We start from the raw sequence: 14,997 nt of genomic DNA, 5'->3' as shown, positions 1-14,997 counted from the left end.
TCGCTGGTGATTCAATCTTTGTCGCTCAGTTCCCCACGTAGGTTTTGTTGCATGAGCTGGCGAATCTGGTCAGGGGAAAGATCGTTCCTGCTTAACAGATAATGCAGTTTCGTCAGTGCCGCTTCAACCGTCATATCAAACCCGCTGATGACCCCAGCCTGAGCCAGTGCATTGCCGGTGGCGTAACCTTCCATGTTGACCCGTCCTGAAATGCATTGTGTCAGGTTAACCACCACGATACCGCGTTCAGACGCGCGGCGCAGTTCATCAAGCAGGCCTGAGCTTTGAGGCGCGTTGCCGACGCCATACGAACGCAGAATCAGCGCTTTTACCGGTTGAAGCAGGAAATTACTCACCACATCAGCGGAGATGCCGGGGTAGATCGTCACCACGCCAATCGGCTGCGGAGTGATGGCATGTACGATCAACGATCTGTCCATCGGGGTAGGGTTAGCCGGTGTCAGGCGGCGGATATGGATACCGGCCTCCAGCAGCGGCGGAAAATTCGGCGAGGCGAAGGCGTCAAAACCGTCGGCGTGCGCTTTGGTGGTACGGTTGCCGCGTAGCAGTTTGTTGTTGAAGAACAGGCTAACTTCGTTGACCGGGTGATTGGCTGCGACATATAGCGCATTGAGCAGGTTGGTTTGCCCGTCGGAGCGCAGTTCCGCCAGTGGAATTTGTGACCCTGTCACAATAACCGGTTTTGACAGATTTTCCAGCATGAAAGACAGGGCGGAAGCGGTGAATGCCATGGTATCGGTGCCATGCAGAATCACGAAGCCATCGTACTGGTCATAGTGCTGTTGAATGTCGTTCGCAATCGATTGCCAGTCTGACGGTGTCATATCGGATGAGTCGATCAGCGGCGTATATTCGTGAATAGTGAACGAAGGCATCTCCGGACGATGAAATTCCGGCATTTGCGCCAACTGTTGTTGCAGGTGGCCGGAAACCGGGATGTAGCCGTGGGCGGAACGTTGCATACCGATGGTGCCGCCGGTATAGGCGACATAAATGGATTTCTTTTGCATGGATAGTCTGGTCGGGGCTCGTTGGTTAGAGAAACAGTTAGCCGTCAAAGGACAGGATTATAAAAAGGTTCAGGGGTAAATAAAAAGGTTTCGGTGGTAAAAACAGCCCGGCAAAGCCGGGCTGTTCAGGATAATGTTAACGCACGTCGCCGCAATTCAGGCACAGCGCGTAACGATTTTGCGGATCGTTCAACGTATCCAGCACCGACGTTTGTGCACGAACCGTCTGCGCCAGTTGAGCCATCGGTGCGGGCACCAGGGCTTGCAGCGCAGAAGGCAACATGGTGTAGACCGAGCTTCTGACCTGGTTGAACATCGCGTCAAGCAGGTCTGGTTCACCGGAATACCAGCTCAATTGATAGTGTTCCAGTTTGGCGAGTTCCGCTGCTTTCTTCACGGCATCGTCAAAGTCGCCCAGTTGATCCACCAGTCCGTTGGTTTTGGCATCGCTGCCCACCCAAACATGACCTTGCGCGATGGCATCCACTTCCTGCGGCGTCTTCTTACGCGACTCCGCTACCAGTGAAATAAAGTTCTGATAGCCGCGCTCAATATTAAGTTGCATCAGTTGGCTGGCTTCTGGTGGCAGCGCTCGGGTCTGGGATAGTGCAGCCAATGGCGAGGTAGCGACGCCGTCGGTGTGTACGCCGATGCTATCCAGCGAATTTTCGAAGGTGGTGATAACGCCGAAAATCCCGATCGAGCCAGTCAGAGTACTTGGGCTGGCGATGATGACGTTGGCCGGTGTGGAAATCCAGTAGCCGCCAGAAGCTGCCATACCGCCCATGGAAACCACCACGGGTTTACCCGCCTGCCGCGCCGCTGCCAGTTCCGAACGAATCAGCTCAGAAGCGGTGACACTACCACCAGGACTGTTTACCCGCAGGATGATGGCTTTGACTTTCGGGTCCAGTCGAGCATCGCGAATTTGCGCCGCGGTGGTATCGCCACCGACATATCCCGGAGTTTCCTTGCCGTCGACGATGGTGCCGCTGGCGAATACCACGGCGATTTCATTGGCATTGGTTACCGGTGGGGTCGGTGCATAATCATAGATGCTGGTGAAGTTGAAGTTTTTGTTTTTGGCATCCCATCCGAAGGCCTTGATGAGTGACTGTTCAATCACCGAACGGGATGCAACTTCGTCTACCAGTTTGTTTTCTAACGCATAGCGGGCGGTGTCGCCGTTCAGCGCTTGCAAGCCGGTAAGCAGAGTTTCGGCACCGGGGAACAGCTGTTGTGGGGTGATTTGGCGGTTGGCCGCTACCGTATCCAGATAGTGCTGCCACAGGGTAGAAATCCAACGGCTATCGGCCTCACGGGCGGCTGGCGACATGTCATCGCGGATGAACGGTTCGACGGCCGACTTGTACGTGCCAACGCGGAAGATATGCGTGGTAACCTTCAGCTTGTCCAGCAGCGTCTTATAGTAAAGGTTATTAGTGGCGAAGCCGTGCAGGTCAATACTTCCCTGCGGAGTCAGGTAGATTTTGTTGGCAAAACTGGCCAGATAGTATTGCGTTTGGTTGAAGTTGTCGCCAACGGCGAAGATGGGTTTACCTGCATCACGGAATTCACGCAGTGCCTTGCCGATGTACTGTAGCGAAGGTTGATCTGCGCTGACGAAATCAGACAGGTCCATCACCATACCGGTAATGTTGCTGTCGTCTTTGGCCTGTCGGATGCTGTCGACAATATCAAACAACGCATTTTCCTGATGACGGTTGGCGGATACGCCGAAGAACTCCCGCCCGAATTGACGCAGTTTGTTGTTAACGGACGGCTTATCCACCACCACGCCCGTCAGATCCAGCAGTAACGCCCCTCGCACAGGTTCAGCCTGCGGCGTTTTGAGCTGGCTATAGACCCCGACACCAACCAGGATCAAAAACACCAGAAAGAGGTTGAGGATAAATTCGCGGATAAAATTCAGCAGGCGCCATCCCCATCTGAATATTCCACTGAAAATTCGCCACATTGTGCGCATGTCCACTCCGTCAAAAGAAAACTGGGTTTAAGCGGCACCTCGATTTACCGGGTGACACACTGCCAAAAAAGTATCAGTGCGATCACGCCCGCACGCGGGGCACTGGCGGTATCCTAATGAGCGACAGGATAAAAGTCAGCTATTTATCTTGCCACGGTATTGGCCGCAGGGCGCTAACTTGTAACAAATCTTCTACCTGTGCTACCGTGGCGCGCAATCGGATCTTATTCACCGACAGCAGATTTTCATGACAGGAGAGATGTGATGGATGCTCTGGAATTGCTACTGAATCGTCGTTCAGCGTCCCGTTTGGCTGCACCTGCGCCGACGGGCGACGTGCTGGAGAATATCCTGCGTGCGGGCTTGCGGGCACCCGACCATGGCGCGCTGCAACCGTGGCGTTTCTCTATTATTCAGGATGAAGGGTTATCCCGCTTCAGCGATCTGTTGGTCAAGGCGGCATTGCAGGATAATCAGGATGAGGCTGCCGTCGAAAAAGCGCGACAGGCACCATTCCGCGCGCCGATGATCATTACCGTGGTGGCGCATTGTGAGGAACACCATAAGGTTCCGCATTGGGAGCAGGTGGTGTCCGCTGGCTGCGCAGTGCAGGCAATGCAAATGGCGGCGTTGGCTCAGGGCTTTAACGGCATCTGGCGTAGCGGTGCCTGGACTCACCATCCGTTGGTGCGTGAGGCGTTTGGTTGCCGTTCCCAGGATGAAATTGTCGGTTTCCTTTATTTAGGGACGCCTCAGCTTAAAGCCTCCGCCGCGATCACGCCCGTTGATAGCGCGAAGTTCGTCAGCTATTTCTAATTTCTGTATTAATGATGTTTCTCCTGGCTTGCGCTTTTGACGGCGTATGCCAGGAAATATCTGTTCTGCCTTGCGGTGTGACATGCGACTGTTTATTGCGGAAAAACCCAGTCTTGCCAGAGCCATTGCCGATGTGTTGCCTAAACCGCAGCGACGTGGTGATGGTTTTATTGCCTGTGGCGAGCAAGACGTTGTGACCTGGTGCGTGGGGCACCTGCTGGAACAGGCGCAACCGGATGCGTACGACACGCGCTATGCCCGCTGGTCGCTGGCCGACCTGCCAATTGTGCCGCAGAAATGGCTGTTGCAACCGCGGCCGTCTGTCAGCAAGCAGCTGAATGTTATAAAAAAACTACTGACTCAGGCTGATGAAGTCATTCATGCCGGTGACCCGGATCGCGAGGGGCAGTTACTGGTGGACGAAGTGCTGGAGTATCTGGCGCTGCCGGAAGAAAAGCGTCAGCGTGTGAGCCGTTGTCTGGTCAACGACCTGAATCCGCAGGCGGTAGAACGGGCGGTGTCGCGCCTGCGTGAAAACCGGGAATTCGTTCCGCTGTGTGTCTCCGCGCTGGCCCGCTCGCGCGCCGACTGGCTGTACGGCATCAACATGACCCGTGCTTATACTCTGCTGGGGCGAAATGCCGGTTACGAAGGTGTGTTGTCGGTTGGTCGGGTGCAGACGCCGGTGCTGGGGCTGGTGGTGCGGCGTGACGAAGAAATCGACAATTTTGTGGCCCGCGACTATTTCGAGGTTAAGGCGCATATCGTCACCCCGGCCGACGAGCGGTTTGTCGCCCTGTGGCAGCCCAGTGAGTCCTGCGAACCGTATCAGGATGAAGAAGGGCGATTACTGCATCGCCCGCTGGCCGAGCACGTCGTCAAACGCATCGAAGGCCAACCGGCGCGGGTTACCGCCTATAATGATAAACGGGAATCGGAAACCGCGCCGCTGCCGTATTCGCTTTCCGCCTTGCAGATTGAAGCCGCCAAACGCTTTGGTCTGAGTGCCCAACAGGTGCTGGATGTTTGCCAGCGGCTGTATGAAACGCACAAGTTGATCACCTATCCGCGTTCGGATTGTCGTTATCTGCCGGAAGAGCATTTTGCCGGGCGACAGGCGGTGCTAAACGCGATTGCTGTGCATCAGCCGGATTTGCTGCCGCAGCCTGCGGTTGATCCCGAGCGCCGCAACCGTTGCTGGGATGACGGCAAGGTTGACGCCCACCACGCCATTATCCCCACCGCGCGTAGTGCCCGTACCACGTTGACGGAACATGAAAGCCAGGTCTATGGGCTGATCGCCCGGCAGTATCTGATGCAGTTTTGCGCGGACGCGGTGTTTCGTAAATGCGTTATCGATCTGGATATCGTCGGCGGTAAGTTTGTCGCCAAGGCACGATTTCTGGCTGAGGCAGGCTGGCGGACGCTGCTTGGCAATAAGGAGCGGGATGAGGAAAACGAAGGGATGCCGTTGCCGGTGGTGGCGAAAGACGATGAACTGCTGTGTGAGCGGGGCGAGGTGGTGGAGCGGCAGACTCAGCCGCCCCGACACTTCACGGATGCGACCCTGCTGTCTGCCATGACGGGTATCGCTCGCTTTGTGCAGGATAAGGCGCTGAAGAAAATCCTGCGCGAAACCGACGGGTTGGGCACCGAAGCCACACGCGCAGGCATTATTGAGCTTTTGTTTAAGCGCGCGTTTTTAGTCAAAAAAGGGCGTTATATTCATTCCACTGATACGGGTAAGGCATTGATCCACGCTTTGCCACCGGTGGCCGCCCACCCGGATATGACCGCGCACTGGGAAGCTACACTGACGCAGATCAGCGAAAAGCGCTGCCGCTATCAGGATTTCATGCAGCCCTTGACCCAGTCGCTGTACGAACTTATTCAGCAAGCCCGGCAAAGTGGTAATATCACTGCATTCAGAGGATTACCACCGGTTAAACGTTCTCCACCCGCAGGGCGGAAACGTCGCCAGTCACGTTCAGCCAGCACAAAGGAGTAACGCAGATGAAAGCATGGGGCACCTTCCTGATGGCAACAGGCTTGTTGTTATCTTCCGCTGCGCAGGCGGCGACGCAGACCACGGTGATTACGCAGGGAAATCCTGTGGTGTTGCCGGGTAATAACAGTAGTACGCACGGTACGGTATCCACAACGCAGGGCAGCACCAACACCGAGGTGGTGGTGCCGGTTCCTCCTCAGGTTATCTGGGGAAACGGCAATGGCGGCAACGTGCAGCGTGAAGCTCAGGTTAATTGCATGAGCTGTTGCATCTATCAGAACAGAAACTACTCTGAAGGCTCGATGGTGAGGGCAGAAGGCGTGTTGCTGCAATGTCAGCGCGATAAGGCTAACCTCGGCACTAATAATCTGGTGTGGCGTATCATCAAGGAACAGCAGTAAGCGTTGGCGTGATAGCGGGGCTGCAAGCAGCCCCGAATGCGTCATCAGATCGTGAACTCCGCCCACACTGGCGCGTGGTCTGAAGGTTTTTCCATTCCCCGGATCGCATAATCGATACCCGTAGCCGTGCAGCGGCTGGCGAGTGGTGCTGAGGCCATGATCAGGTCGATGCGCAGGCCGCGGTTATCGTCAAACCCGGACGAGCGGTAGTCGAACCATGAAAAGCGGTCCTGACTCTCAGGGTTGGCGGCGCGGAAGGTATCGACCAGTCCCCAGTTTTTCAGCCGCTCCATCCATTCGCGCTCTTCTGGCAGGAATGAACACTTACCGGTGCGCAGCCAGCGTTTACGACTGTCCTCGCCAATCCCGATATCCAGATCGGTCGGGCTGATGTTCATGTCACCCATAATCAGCACTGGCTGGTCCGCCTGATGGTGCTGCTCAAGATAATGCTGCAAATCCTGATAGAAACGGGTCTTGGCTGGGAATTTCACCGGGTGGTCGCGGCTTTCACCTTGTGGAAAGTAGCCGTTGACCACGGTCAGCGTGCCAAGCGGCGTCGCCAGGTCTGCCATGATAATACGGCGCTGGGCGTCTTCTTCGTCTGTAGGGAAGCCACGACGGACCGCCAGCGGCTCGGCTTTGGTCAGCAGCGCCACGCCGTAGTGGCCTTTCTGTCCGTGGTAGAAGACGTGATAGCCAAACTGTTTCACCTCTTCGAGCGGAAACATATCGTCGTGGACTTTGGTTTCCTGCAGACCGATCACATCAGGCTGATGTTGTTCGATGATTGCGGCCAACTGGTGTGGTCGGGCGCGCAGCCCGTTGATATTGAAAGAGACAAACTTCATATTCGCTGCCGTTGTGAAAAAAACGTGCCCCGATGTTAGCAGAAAGGCGGGAGTTGAGTCACGGCGGCGACGCGACGGTATCGGCAGTCATAACTATCGGTGATGACTGGTTGAAGCGGGCCGCGTTAGTCCGTATACTCCGCGGCTTGCAGGAGAGCGGAAGGCACTACATGTCACGAATGTCACATGTCACGACACGCCTTCCCGCCGAAGGCGCAAACTCCCATAATCGCTCAGGCTACCTTACTGCACATTTCTATGACGCCAACTGGAGAGCGGTTGCCAGACAACCCACCGAAGGGGCAAGCGGTTTTACCGCGTAAACTCTCAGGTAAAAGGACAGAGGGAGGGGCACATTTCACAAGGGTACGTGTGTGCTGACCTATATCTATCTGATCGCTATTACCGCTGAGGGCATGTCCGGTGCGCTGGCTGCTGGCCGCCGCAACATGGACATTTTCGGTGTTTCGATGATCGCTTTTATTACCGCGCTGGGCGGCGGTACGGTGCGCGATATTCTGCTGGGTAACTATCCCATCGTCTGGACTCAGCATCCTGTCTATATCTACCTTACGATTAGCGCTGGACTGTTGGCGGTGCTGGCTGCACGTGTGATGCACCATTTGCACCGGCTGTTTCTGGTGCTGGACGCCATGGGGCTGGTGGCATTCACCATCATCGGTTGCAATGTCGCGATTGAGTTGGGCTATTCGCCGACTGTGGTGGTGATGGCGGGGATTACCACCGGTATTTTCGGCGGGATCTTGCGGGACATTTTCTGCAACCGGACGCCGATGGTGCTGCGCAAAGAGCTGTACGCTTGCGTGTCATTGCTGGTAGCACTGGTTTATCTTGGCCTGCGCGAAATCGGCATCAACCACGATCTCAACCAGCTGATCTCTTTCTCTGTCGGGTTAGCGCTGCGTCTGGCGGCTATTTTCTGGTCCTGGCAGTTGCCGGTATTCAGTTATATGCCGGAACGCTGGAAAGAGTAATCACGCTATTCTGCTGTGCTATCACCGCGACATCGGTATGTGAATATCGCAGAGTCATCACGGCGATTTCTCATGGTGCGATAAATCGGTTTAGGCGACGTCGCGATATGTTTTTCTTGCTGCGCTTTCGGGTGATTTTCTGTTTGAGGGTGAAGTTATGCAGTGAGGATATGTCGTAGCGACTAGAGAGATGGTGGTGGGGGAAGGATTCGAACCTTCGAAGTCTGTGACGGCAGATTTACAGTCTGCTCCCTTTGGCCGCTCGGGAACCCCACCACTGGCCTGATTGCTCTTTCGTATCGAGCGGGGCGCATCATACCAAATGCCGCGCCCCTGTAAAGACCGAAAAAACAAAAACAAGTTCGTTTGCTGGTTTTTTATGCCGCCCGCTGCAATTGTAGGCGAAGGGCGGCGAAGTGCTAATCAACGCAGAATAATTGTGCGGTTGCCGTAAACGAATACCCGTTGAGCCAGCACATGGTACAACGCCCGGCTGAGTACGTTTTTTTCCACGTCGCGACCAGCGCGCATCATGTCATCTGCGGTGTAAGTGTGATCGACGTGAATCACGTCCTGCATGATGATTGGGCCTTCATCCAGACTGTCATTCACGTAATGGGCGGTGGCACCGATGATCTTCACACCGCGCTCGTAAGCCTGATGGTACGGGCGTGCACCGATAAACGCTGGCAGGAACGAATGATGGATATTGATGACCCGGTTAGGGTAGTGCTGAACAAAGGCAGGCGTCAGTACACGCATATATTTCGCCAGTACCACATAATCAGGCTTGTATTGGTCGATCTGCGTGATCATTTTCAGGTCGTGCTCTTCGCGCGTCAGACCTTCATGGCTGACCAGATGGAACGGAATATCAAAGCGCTCTACCAGCGTACGCAGCGTTTCGTGGTTACCGATTATCGCCGCGATCTCGACATCCAGACCGCCATAGGCACTTTTCATTAGCAGATCGCCAAGACAGTGAGCTTCCTTGGTAACCAGAATCACGACACGGCGACGCCCGGCGCTGCTCAATTCGCGCACGGAACCTTCCGGTAAGGCGCTGTCCAGGTCGGCCTGCAGCGTGGTGTCGTTGAAGATGCCTTCCAATTCCGTCCGCATGAAGAAACGACCGGTGCGGTGATCAACGTATTCCGAGTTCTGCACGATATTCAGTTCATGCTTGTAACAGATGTTGGTGATCTTGGCGATAAGCCCTTTTGCGTCAGGGCAGATTGTCCGTAAAATTTTTCGTTGGATATTCTGGGATTGCATGGAATTGGGATCCTGTCCAAAACATAAATCAGATGTTGCCGTTACGCGATGCCGGAATCATCGCGGTAATCGAGAGTATTATTGTCCGCAGCACTTTTTGTATTTTTTGCCGGAGCCGCACGGACAGACATCGTTCCTGCCCGTTTGCAGGTGAACGCCGTCGACATAGTACCAGCGATCGCAATAATGAAGGAAGCGCGAACGCTCCCTCATCAGTACCCGACGTTCTGAATGTTCGGTTGTACTGTAGCTGGCCGCGAATTCGACGTAGCCTTCTTCCGCCGTTTTTCCCGGCGCGACGTTCAGTATATGCAGACCGAGCCAGTGTGTATCGGCGCAACTGGCGGCGATGTCGGCTCGCCAGTTTTCCGCGTGGCAATCTGGATGCCAGGTAGCGACCAGATAATCGACATCCTGTTTCACGTAGGCGCTATAGCGTGAACGCATCAGCAGATCGGGGCGCGAAGCGTGGGTATCACCGCGCAAATAGGGCTGACAGCAGTGTTCGTAAGGCTGATCACTACCGCACGGGCAACATTCGGACACAATATCTCCTGCAAAATTCTGCAATAAGGTTAAATAATTGAGACGCCACTGATAAGGCGTGCGCTATGTTACCCAATAGGGTTCATGTATCGCAATAATCCTACCTGGCGGGTACATAACAGCAGGTAGCGCCTAGAATTAGAAACAGGAGAAGCACCATGCGGAAGGTCACAGTGGGTCTGGCATTGGGGTCCGGTGCAGCGAAAGGATGGGCACATATTGGCGTGCTGAAGGCGCTGGAGGATATGGGGATTGTGCCTGACGTGGTGGCAGGCTGCTCGGTGGGTGCGCTGGTCGGTGCGGCTTACGCTACTCATCAACTGGACAGCATGACGCACTGGGTGTGTGGCTTTCGTTACTGGGATGTTATCCGGTTGATGGACTTTTCCTGGCGGCGTGGCGGATTATTGCGGGGGGATCGCGTTTTCAACCATGTAAAGCATTTGCTACATACGCAACATATTGAGGACTGTGCTATCAAATATGGAACAGTGGCAACTAATCTCAGTACAGGTAGGGAACTTTGGCTGACAAAAGGGGACTTACATTTGGCTGTTCGCGCCTCCTGCAGTATGCCGGGGTTATTGTCCCCTGTACAATTCAATGGTTACTGGCTGGTGGATGGGGCTGTCGTGAATCCGGTTCCCGTCTCATTGACTCGTGCAATGGGCGCGGATGTGGTAATTGCGGTGGACTTGCAGCACGACGCCAGCTTGCAACAGCATAATTTGCTGTCTGCCAGGCCATCGGTTCAGACGGACACGATGGCTGCACCGCGCGGCTGGCATCAGCGGCTCCGATATCGTCTGTCTCACCGTTTTCGCCGACAGACGGAGGCGACGCCTACTGCGATGGAGATCATGAGCACATCTATACAGGTATTGGAGAATCGCCTGAAAATGAATCGTATGGCGGGCGATCCTCCAGATGTATTAATTCAACCCTATTGTCCGCAAATTGCCACGCTGGATTTTCATCGGGCGCAAGAGGCTATTGAAGCTGGCAGACTGGCGGTGGAAAAGCAGCGGGAATTGTTGTTGCCGTTGGTGAACCGGGATGTGTAGGGTTATTTCCGATTTAGGATTCGGCAACGAATGATGATGAGCAGTACAAGGGGTCATTGATGGCACAACCGCTGACGGGAAAACACATTTTGGTTGTTGAGGATGAGGCTGTTTTCCGTTCCGTGCTGGCCGGTTATCTGACATCCCTGGGTGCAGACGTCCATGAGGCGGATAACGGCAAGGATGCGCTGGAAAAAATGGCTCATCAGTCACCTGATCTGATTATTTGCGATCTCAACATGCCCATGATGGGCGGTTTCGAGTTCGTCGAACGGTTACGACTGCACGATATCACCACACCTATACTGGTGGTGTCCGCCACCAGTCATCTGGCGGATGTCGCCAGAATACTGCGCCTTGGTGTTCAGGATGTATTGCTCAAACCTATCCATGACTACACCCGCTTGCGCGAGTCGGTGATGGCTTGCCTGTACCCGACGATGTTTACTTCACAGGCTAATGAAGTCGAGCAACTGATGCGCGATTTGGACTCGTTAAACCAGTCACCCGGTGCGGCCTTGAAACTGCTTGAGCAGTTACAGCCGCCGGTTCAGCAGACGCTGGCGCGCTGTCGGGTTAATTATCGACAACTGATGGCGGTGGACCGTCCAGGGCTGGTGCTTGATATCGCGGCGCTGTCTGGGGACGATCTGGCGTTTTATTGTCTCGATATAACACAGGCGGCCAATAATCACGGTGTGCTGGCGGCATTATTGTTACGGTCGTTGTTCAACAGCTTGTTGCAGGAGCATCTGGTGCATCAGCAGCGTCGGTTGCCCGAATTGCCGGTATTGCTCAATCAGGTGAACCAATTATTGCGTCAGGCCAATCTGCAAGGACAGTTTCCTTTGCTGGTTGGTTACTATCACCGGGAATTGAAACGACTGATTCTGATTTCGGCAGGATTACATGCCACCCTGAGTGTGGAAGAGCAACGTATTGGGCTCAATAACGGGGTGCCGTTAGGTACGCTGGAAGCGGCTTATCTTAATCAACTGAGTTACCAGTGCGAGTCGTGGCAATGCCAGATGTGGGGTAGCGGCGGTCGTCTGCGCCTGATGTTGTCTACAGACTAATCCGATAGCTGCGAATTTCCCCACACTTCAGACTAGGTATGTCTACCGTTATTATTTTTTATTCCCTAGTATGTGGCCTATGATTTTTAATCACGAATCCAGATTGGTCGAGCATCGCGCATTGAACCTGATATACTTTCGCGGTTTTATGCACCGGACAAATAAAGCTCATTATTTGAACGATATATACGAGGTTGTTTATGTCAACTGTTAATAAAAAAGTAAAAAAAGCGGTCATTCCAGTGGCTGGATTGGGGACGCGTATGTTGCCTGCTACTAAGGCTATTCCCAAAGAAATGCTGCCGCTGGTTGATAAGCCGTTAATCCAGTATGTGGTTAATGAATGTATTGCTGCCGGTATCAATGAAATAATTTTAGTTACACATTCTTCTAAGAATTCAATAGAAAACCATTTTGATACCAGCTTTGAGCTGGAAGCGATGCTGGAAAAACGTGTTCAGCGCCAGTTACTGAAAGAAGTTCAGGCTATTTGTCCGGAGCATGTCACTATTATGCAGGTTCGTCAGGGGCTGGCGAAGGGATTGGGGCACGCAGTACTTTGTGCTCATCCGCTGGTGGGTGATGAGCCGGTGGCGGTTATTTTGCCGGACGTGATCATTGACGAATATGAATCTGATCTGAAAAAAGACAACCTCAGCGAAATGCTGCAACGCTTTTATAGCACAGGCCATAGCCAGATTATGGTTGAGCCGGTGGAGAATGTTAGCAGTTACGGCGTGGTAGATTGCAAAGGCGTGGAATTAAAACCGGGCGACAGCGCACCAATGGTTGGCGTGGTGGAAAAACCCAAGGCCTCGGAAGCGCCGTCTAATTTGGCGGTCGTTGGGCGTTATGTGCTGTCTGAGCAGATCTGGGATCTATTGAAGAAAACAGAACCGGGTGCCGGTAATGAAATTCAGCTGACCGACGCTATCGCCATGCTGATGGATAAAGAAACCGTTGAGGCCTATCACCTAAAAGGGATAAGCCATGACTGTGGTAATAAGCTGGGATACATGACCGCTTTTGTGGAATATGGTATTCGTCACGATGCGCTGGGTGAGGACTTTACTCAGTGGCTGAAAGAGGCGATAGAGGAAGACGCCAATTAATCTTCTTCCCCTGTACTTTTAGTGAGTACAGGGGAGTGCCTGAATCTGGGCATAAAAAAACACCCCTTTGAGAGGGGTGTTTTTGTTTATTCTCAAGCTATGAATTACAGCAGGAAGTCATCCAGAGACTTACCTTGTTCTTCGATTGCTTTCTTGATGACTGCCGGGGTGCGGCCCTGGCCGGTCCAGGTTTTCAGCTCACCGTTTTCGTCGGTGTACTGATATTTAGCCGGACGTGCAGCACGTTTGGCTTTACCGGCAACTTTGCTTGCACCCAGAGATTGCAGTAATTCGTTCGGGTCAATGCCATCGGCAATAAGCATTTCACGATACTGCTGTAATTTGCGTGTGCGTTCTTCAATTTCTGCCTGGGCCTGGTTTTCTTCTTCGCGGCGCTCGTTCACCACGACTTCCAGCTTTTCCAGCATTTCTTCCAGCGTTTCGAGGCTGCATTCTCTTGCCTGGGCGCGCAGGGTGCGGATGTTGTTTAGAATCTTAAGTGCTTCGCTCATTGGATTAATCTCAAAATAAATATTATTGGTGACAGTACAGAGATAATAGAGTGCCGTTTTATTTTCTGCAATAGGTAAAATTGTCAGGTTGTTAAAATTTAGCAAATTTAAAACGGAAATCACGCGTTGACTGACCAATATAAATTCCAGACAAACCCGGTAATACATTCTGTTAGCACGATCTGTAGCAGAAATAGCCATGTGGAGCGTATCGATAGTTTCTTTGAGTTCCCATGATGGAACTATCTATATTACTAAACCACTGAATGATTCAGTGTGCTTGCAGTGAAGGCCCGTTGTGACTCAAGCCTCGTCAGTTGCGATACCTATGTTACAATAAATTTTAACGATCACTGACCGGCGAATGCCGTTGAACGAGGAGCCATGGCACAGCTTTATTTTTATTATTCCGCGATGAATGCAGGGAAATCCACCGCACTGTTACAGTCTTCATATAACTATCAGGAAAGAGGAATGCGCACCCTGGTGTTTACGGCTGAAATAGATGACCGTTCCGGGCAAAGCGGCATCGTCAGTTCTCGCATCGGCCTTTCCTCACCGGCGTTATTGTTTAACGAGCAGACAGATTTATTCCAGGCGCTGGAGGTGGCGCATCGTCAGCAAACTATTCACTGTGTGTTAATTGATGAAAGTCAGTTTTTGACACGAGAACAAGTGAATGCGTTATGTGATGTTGTCGATCAATTAGACATTCCAGTTCTTTGTTATGGCCTGCGTACTGATTTTCGCGGGGAATTGTTCAGCGGAAGTCATTATTTATTGGCGTGGGCAGACAAACTGATAGAACTTAAAACCGTTTGCCATTGTGGGCGTAAAGCGAATCACGTATTGCGGGTGGATTCGCATGGCAAGCCTGTCATTGAAGGCGAGCAAGTTGTTATCGGTGGAAATGAGAGTTACGTGTCGGTGTGTCGAAAGCATTATAAAATCGCGCTGGGATTGACCCGGCCAGAAACGGAATAATCCATATCTATACCCTAAATAATTCGCGTTGCGGGAAGGCGGCAAGCGAGTGAATCCCCAGTCACTTACATAAGTAAGTGGTTGGGAGAGAGAGGGCAGCCAACACACTTGCAACCTGAAGTCTGACGAGTATATATAGGCTAAGTATTTAGCTGGGCTTATTAATAACCGGGTGGTGGGCTCGATTATCCGGTTATCGCCACTGGTAAAAATTGATAATATATACCCAAAATAATTCGAGTTGCAGGACAAAACGTATTGCGTTTTGAACAACGCGAAGCGTTGGCCCTTCAGGGCGAGGCCCATGAAATGGGCCGAGTAAGAGGGTGTAATTAAAAT

The 14,997-nt window shown here is 52.9% G+C and carries 14 protein-coding genes, 1 tRNA gene and 1 riboswitch; of the genes, 8 read left to right on the top strand and 7 right to left on the bottom strand.

The annotated features are described in order from the left end of the window. Window positions 1-11 precede the first annotated feature (11 nt). Together ansA and sppA are read right to left on the bottom strand one after the other, a co-directional pair. Window positions 12-1,031, bottom strand: a complete 1,020-nt coding sequence (gene ansA, locus OB87_RS13765) for an asparaginase (RefSeq protein WP_033570002.1) — start codon at window positions 1,029-1,031, stop codon at window positions 12-14. A 136-nt stretch (window positions 1,032-1,167) separates the two neighbouring features. After that, complete coding sequence (sppA, locus tag OB87_RS13760; protein ID WP_033570001.1) at window positions 1,168-3,018, bottom strand: signal peptide peptidase SppA; 1,851 nt, start codon at window positions 3,016-3,018, stop codon at window positions 1,168-1,170. A 264-nt stretch (window positions 3,019-3,282) separates the two neighbouring features. Here sppA and OB87_RS13755 point away from each other — a divergent pair, with 264 nt between their 5' ends. The 3 genes from OB87_RS13755 to OB87_RS13745 all read left to right on the top strand — a co-directional run bounded on the left by OB87_RS13755 (window position 3,283) and on the right by OB87_RS13745 (window position 6,243). Next, entirely contained in the window at window positions 3,283-3,834 is a 552-nt protein-coding gene (locus tag OB87_RS13755) for an NAD(P)H nitroreductase (RefSeq protein WP_033570000.1), read from the top strand. Window positions 3,835-3,916: 82 nt separating this feature from the next. Further along, window positions 3,917-5,842: a DNA topoisomerase III gene (locus OB87_RS13750; protein ID WP_033569999.1), complete on the top strand. Its 1,926-nt coding sequence runs from the start codon at window positions 3,917-3,919 to the stop codon at window positions 5,840-5,842. A 5-nt stretch (window positions 5,843-5,847) separates the two neighbouring features. After that, complete coding sequence (locus OB87_RS13745) at window positions 5,848-6,243, top strand: DUF1496 domain-containing protein (protein WP_033569998.1); 396 nt, start codon at window positions 5,848-5,850, stop codon at window positions 6,241-6,243. Between the two features lie 44 nt (window positions 6,244-6,287). On the opposite strand, the gene xthA is transcribed toward OB87_RS13745, so the two are convergent. After that, window positions 6,288-7,094, bottom strand: coding sequence for an exodeoxyribonuclease III (gene xthA / locus OB87_RS13740; protein ID WP_033569997.1), 807 nt, complete (start codon window positions 7,092-7,094; stop codon window positions 6,288-6,290). A 258-nt stretch (window positions 7,095-7,352) separates the two neighbouring features. Further along, window positions 7,353-7,447, top strand: a riboswitch (glycine riboswitch). Window positions 7,448-7,468: 21 nt separating this feature from the next. Here xthA and OB87_RS13735 point away from each other — a divergent pair. After that, window positions 7,469-8,089, top strand: coding sequence for a trimeric intracellular cation channel family protein (locus OB87_RS13735; RefSeq protein ID WP_033569996.1), 621 nt, complete (start codon window positions 7,469-7,471; stop codon window positions 8,087-8,089). Window positions 8,090-8,280: 191 nt separating this feature from the next. On the opposite strand, the gene OB87_RS13730 is transcribed toward OB87_RS13735, so the two are convergent. From OB87_RS13730 to OB87_RS13720, 3 genes are all read right to left on the bottom strand, one after another. Then, a tRNA-Tyr gene (locus OB87_RS13730) sits at window positions 8,281-8,365 on the bottom strand. A 147-nt stretch (window positions 8,366-8,512) separates the two neighbouring features. Next, window positions 8,513-9,364 (bottom strand): formyltetrahydrofolate deformylase, encoded by an 852-nt coding sequence (gene purU, locus OB87_RS13725; protein WP_033569995.1) that lies wholly within the window; start codon window positions 9,362-9,364, stop codon window positions 8,513-8,515. Window positions 9,365-9,442: 78 nt separating this feature from the next. Further along, complete coding sequence (locus OB87_RS13720) at window positions 9,443-9,910, bottom strand: YchJ family protein (RefSeq protein ID WP_033569994.1); 468 nt, start codon at window positions 9,908-9,910, stop codon at window positions 9,443-9,445. A 158-nt stretch (window positions 9,911-10,068) separates the two neighbouring features. On the opposite strand from OB87_RS13720, the gene rssA reads away from it, so the two are divergent. The 3 genes from rssA (at window position 10,069) to galU (ending at window position 13,162) form a co-directional block, all read left to right on the top strand. Then, on the top strand, window positions 10,069-10,974 hold the full coding sequence (gene rssA, locus OB87_RS13715) for a patatin-like phospholipase RssA (RefSeq protein WP_033569993.1): 906 nt from the start codon (window positions 10,069-10,071) through the stop codon (window positions 10,972-10,974). Window positions 10,975-11,033: 59 nt separating this feature from the next. Beyond that, on the top strand, window positions 11,034-12,050 hold the full coding sequence (rssB, locus tag OB87_RS13710; RefSeq protein ID WP_033569992.1) for a two-component system response regulator RssB: 1,017 nt from the start codon (window positions 11,034-11,036) through the stop codon (window positions 12,048-12,050). Between the two features lie 200 nt (window positions 12,051-12,250). Beyond that, on the top strand, window positions 12,251-13,162 hold the full coding sequence (gene galU / locus OB87_RS13705) for a UTP--glucose-1-phosphate uridylyltransferase GalU (protein WP_033569991.1): 912 nt from the start codon (window positions 12,251-12,253) through the stop codon (window positions 13,160-13,162). Between the two features lie 104 nt (window positions 13,163-13,266). On the opposite strand, the gene hns is transcribed toward galU, so the two are convergent. Further along, the gene (gene hns / locus OB87_RS13700; RefSeq protein ID WP_029456333.1) at window positions 13,267-13,674 is read right to left on the bottom strand and encodes a histone-like nucleoid-structuring protein H-NS; all 408 of its coding nucleotides are present in this window, start codon (window positions 13,672-13,674) and stop codon (window positions 13,267-13,269) included. A gap of 384 nt (window positions 13,675-14,058) precedes the next feature. Between hns and OB87_RS13695 the strand changes: the two genes are divergently transcribed. Then, window positions 14,059-14,658 carry a thymidine kinase gene (locus tag OB87_RS13695; RefSeq protein WP_033569990.1) on the top strand — a complete coding sequence of 200 codons (600 nt, stop codon included), beginning with the start codon at window positions 14,059-14,061 and terminating at the stop codon, window positions 14,656-14,658. Window positions 14,659-14,997 lie beyond the last annotated feature (339 nt).

The sequence above is a fragment of the Dickeya undicola genome (assembly GCF_000784735.1).
GTDB classification, from domain to species: domain Bacteria; phylum Pseudomonadota; class Gammaproteobacteria; order Enterobacterales; family Enterobacteriaceae; genus Dickeya; species Dickeya undicola.
This window is presented reverse-complemented; position numbering and strand designations above follow the sequence as displayed.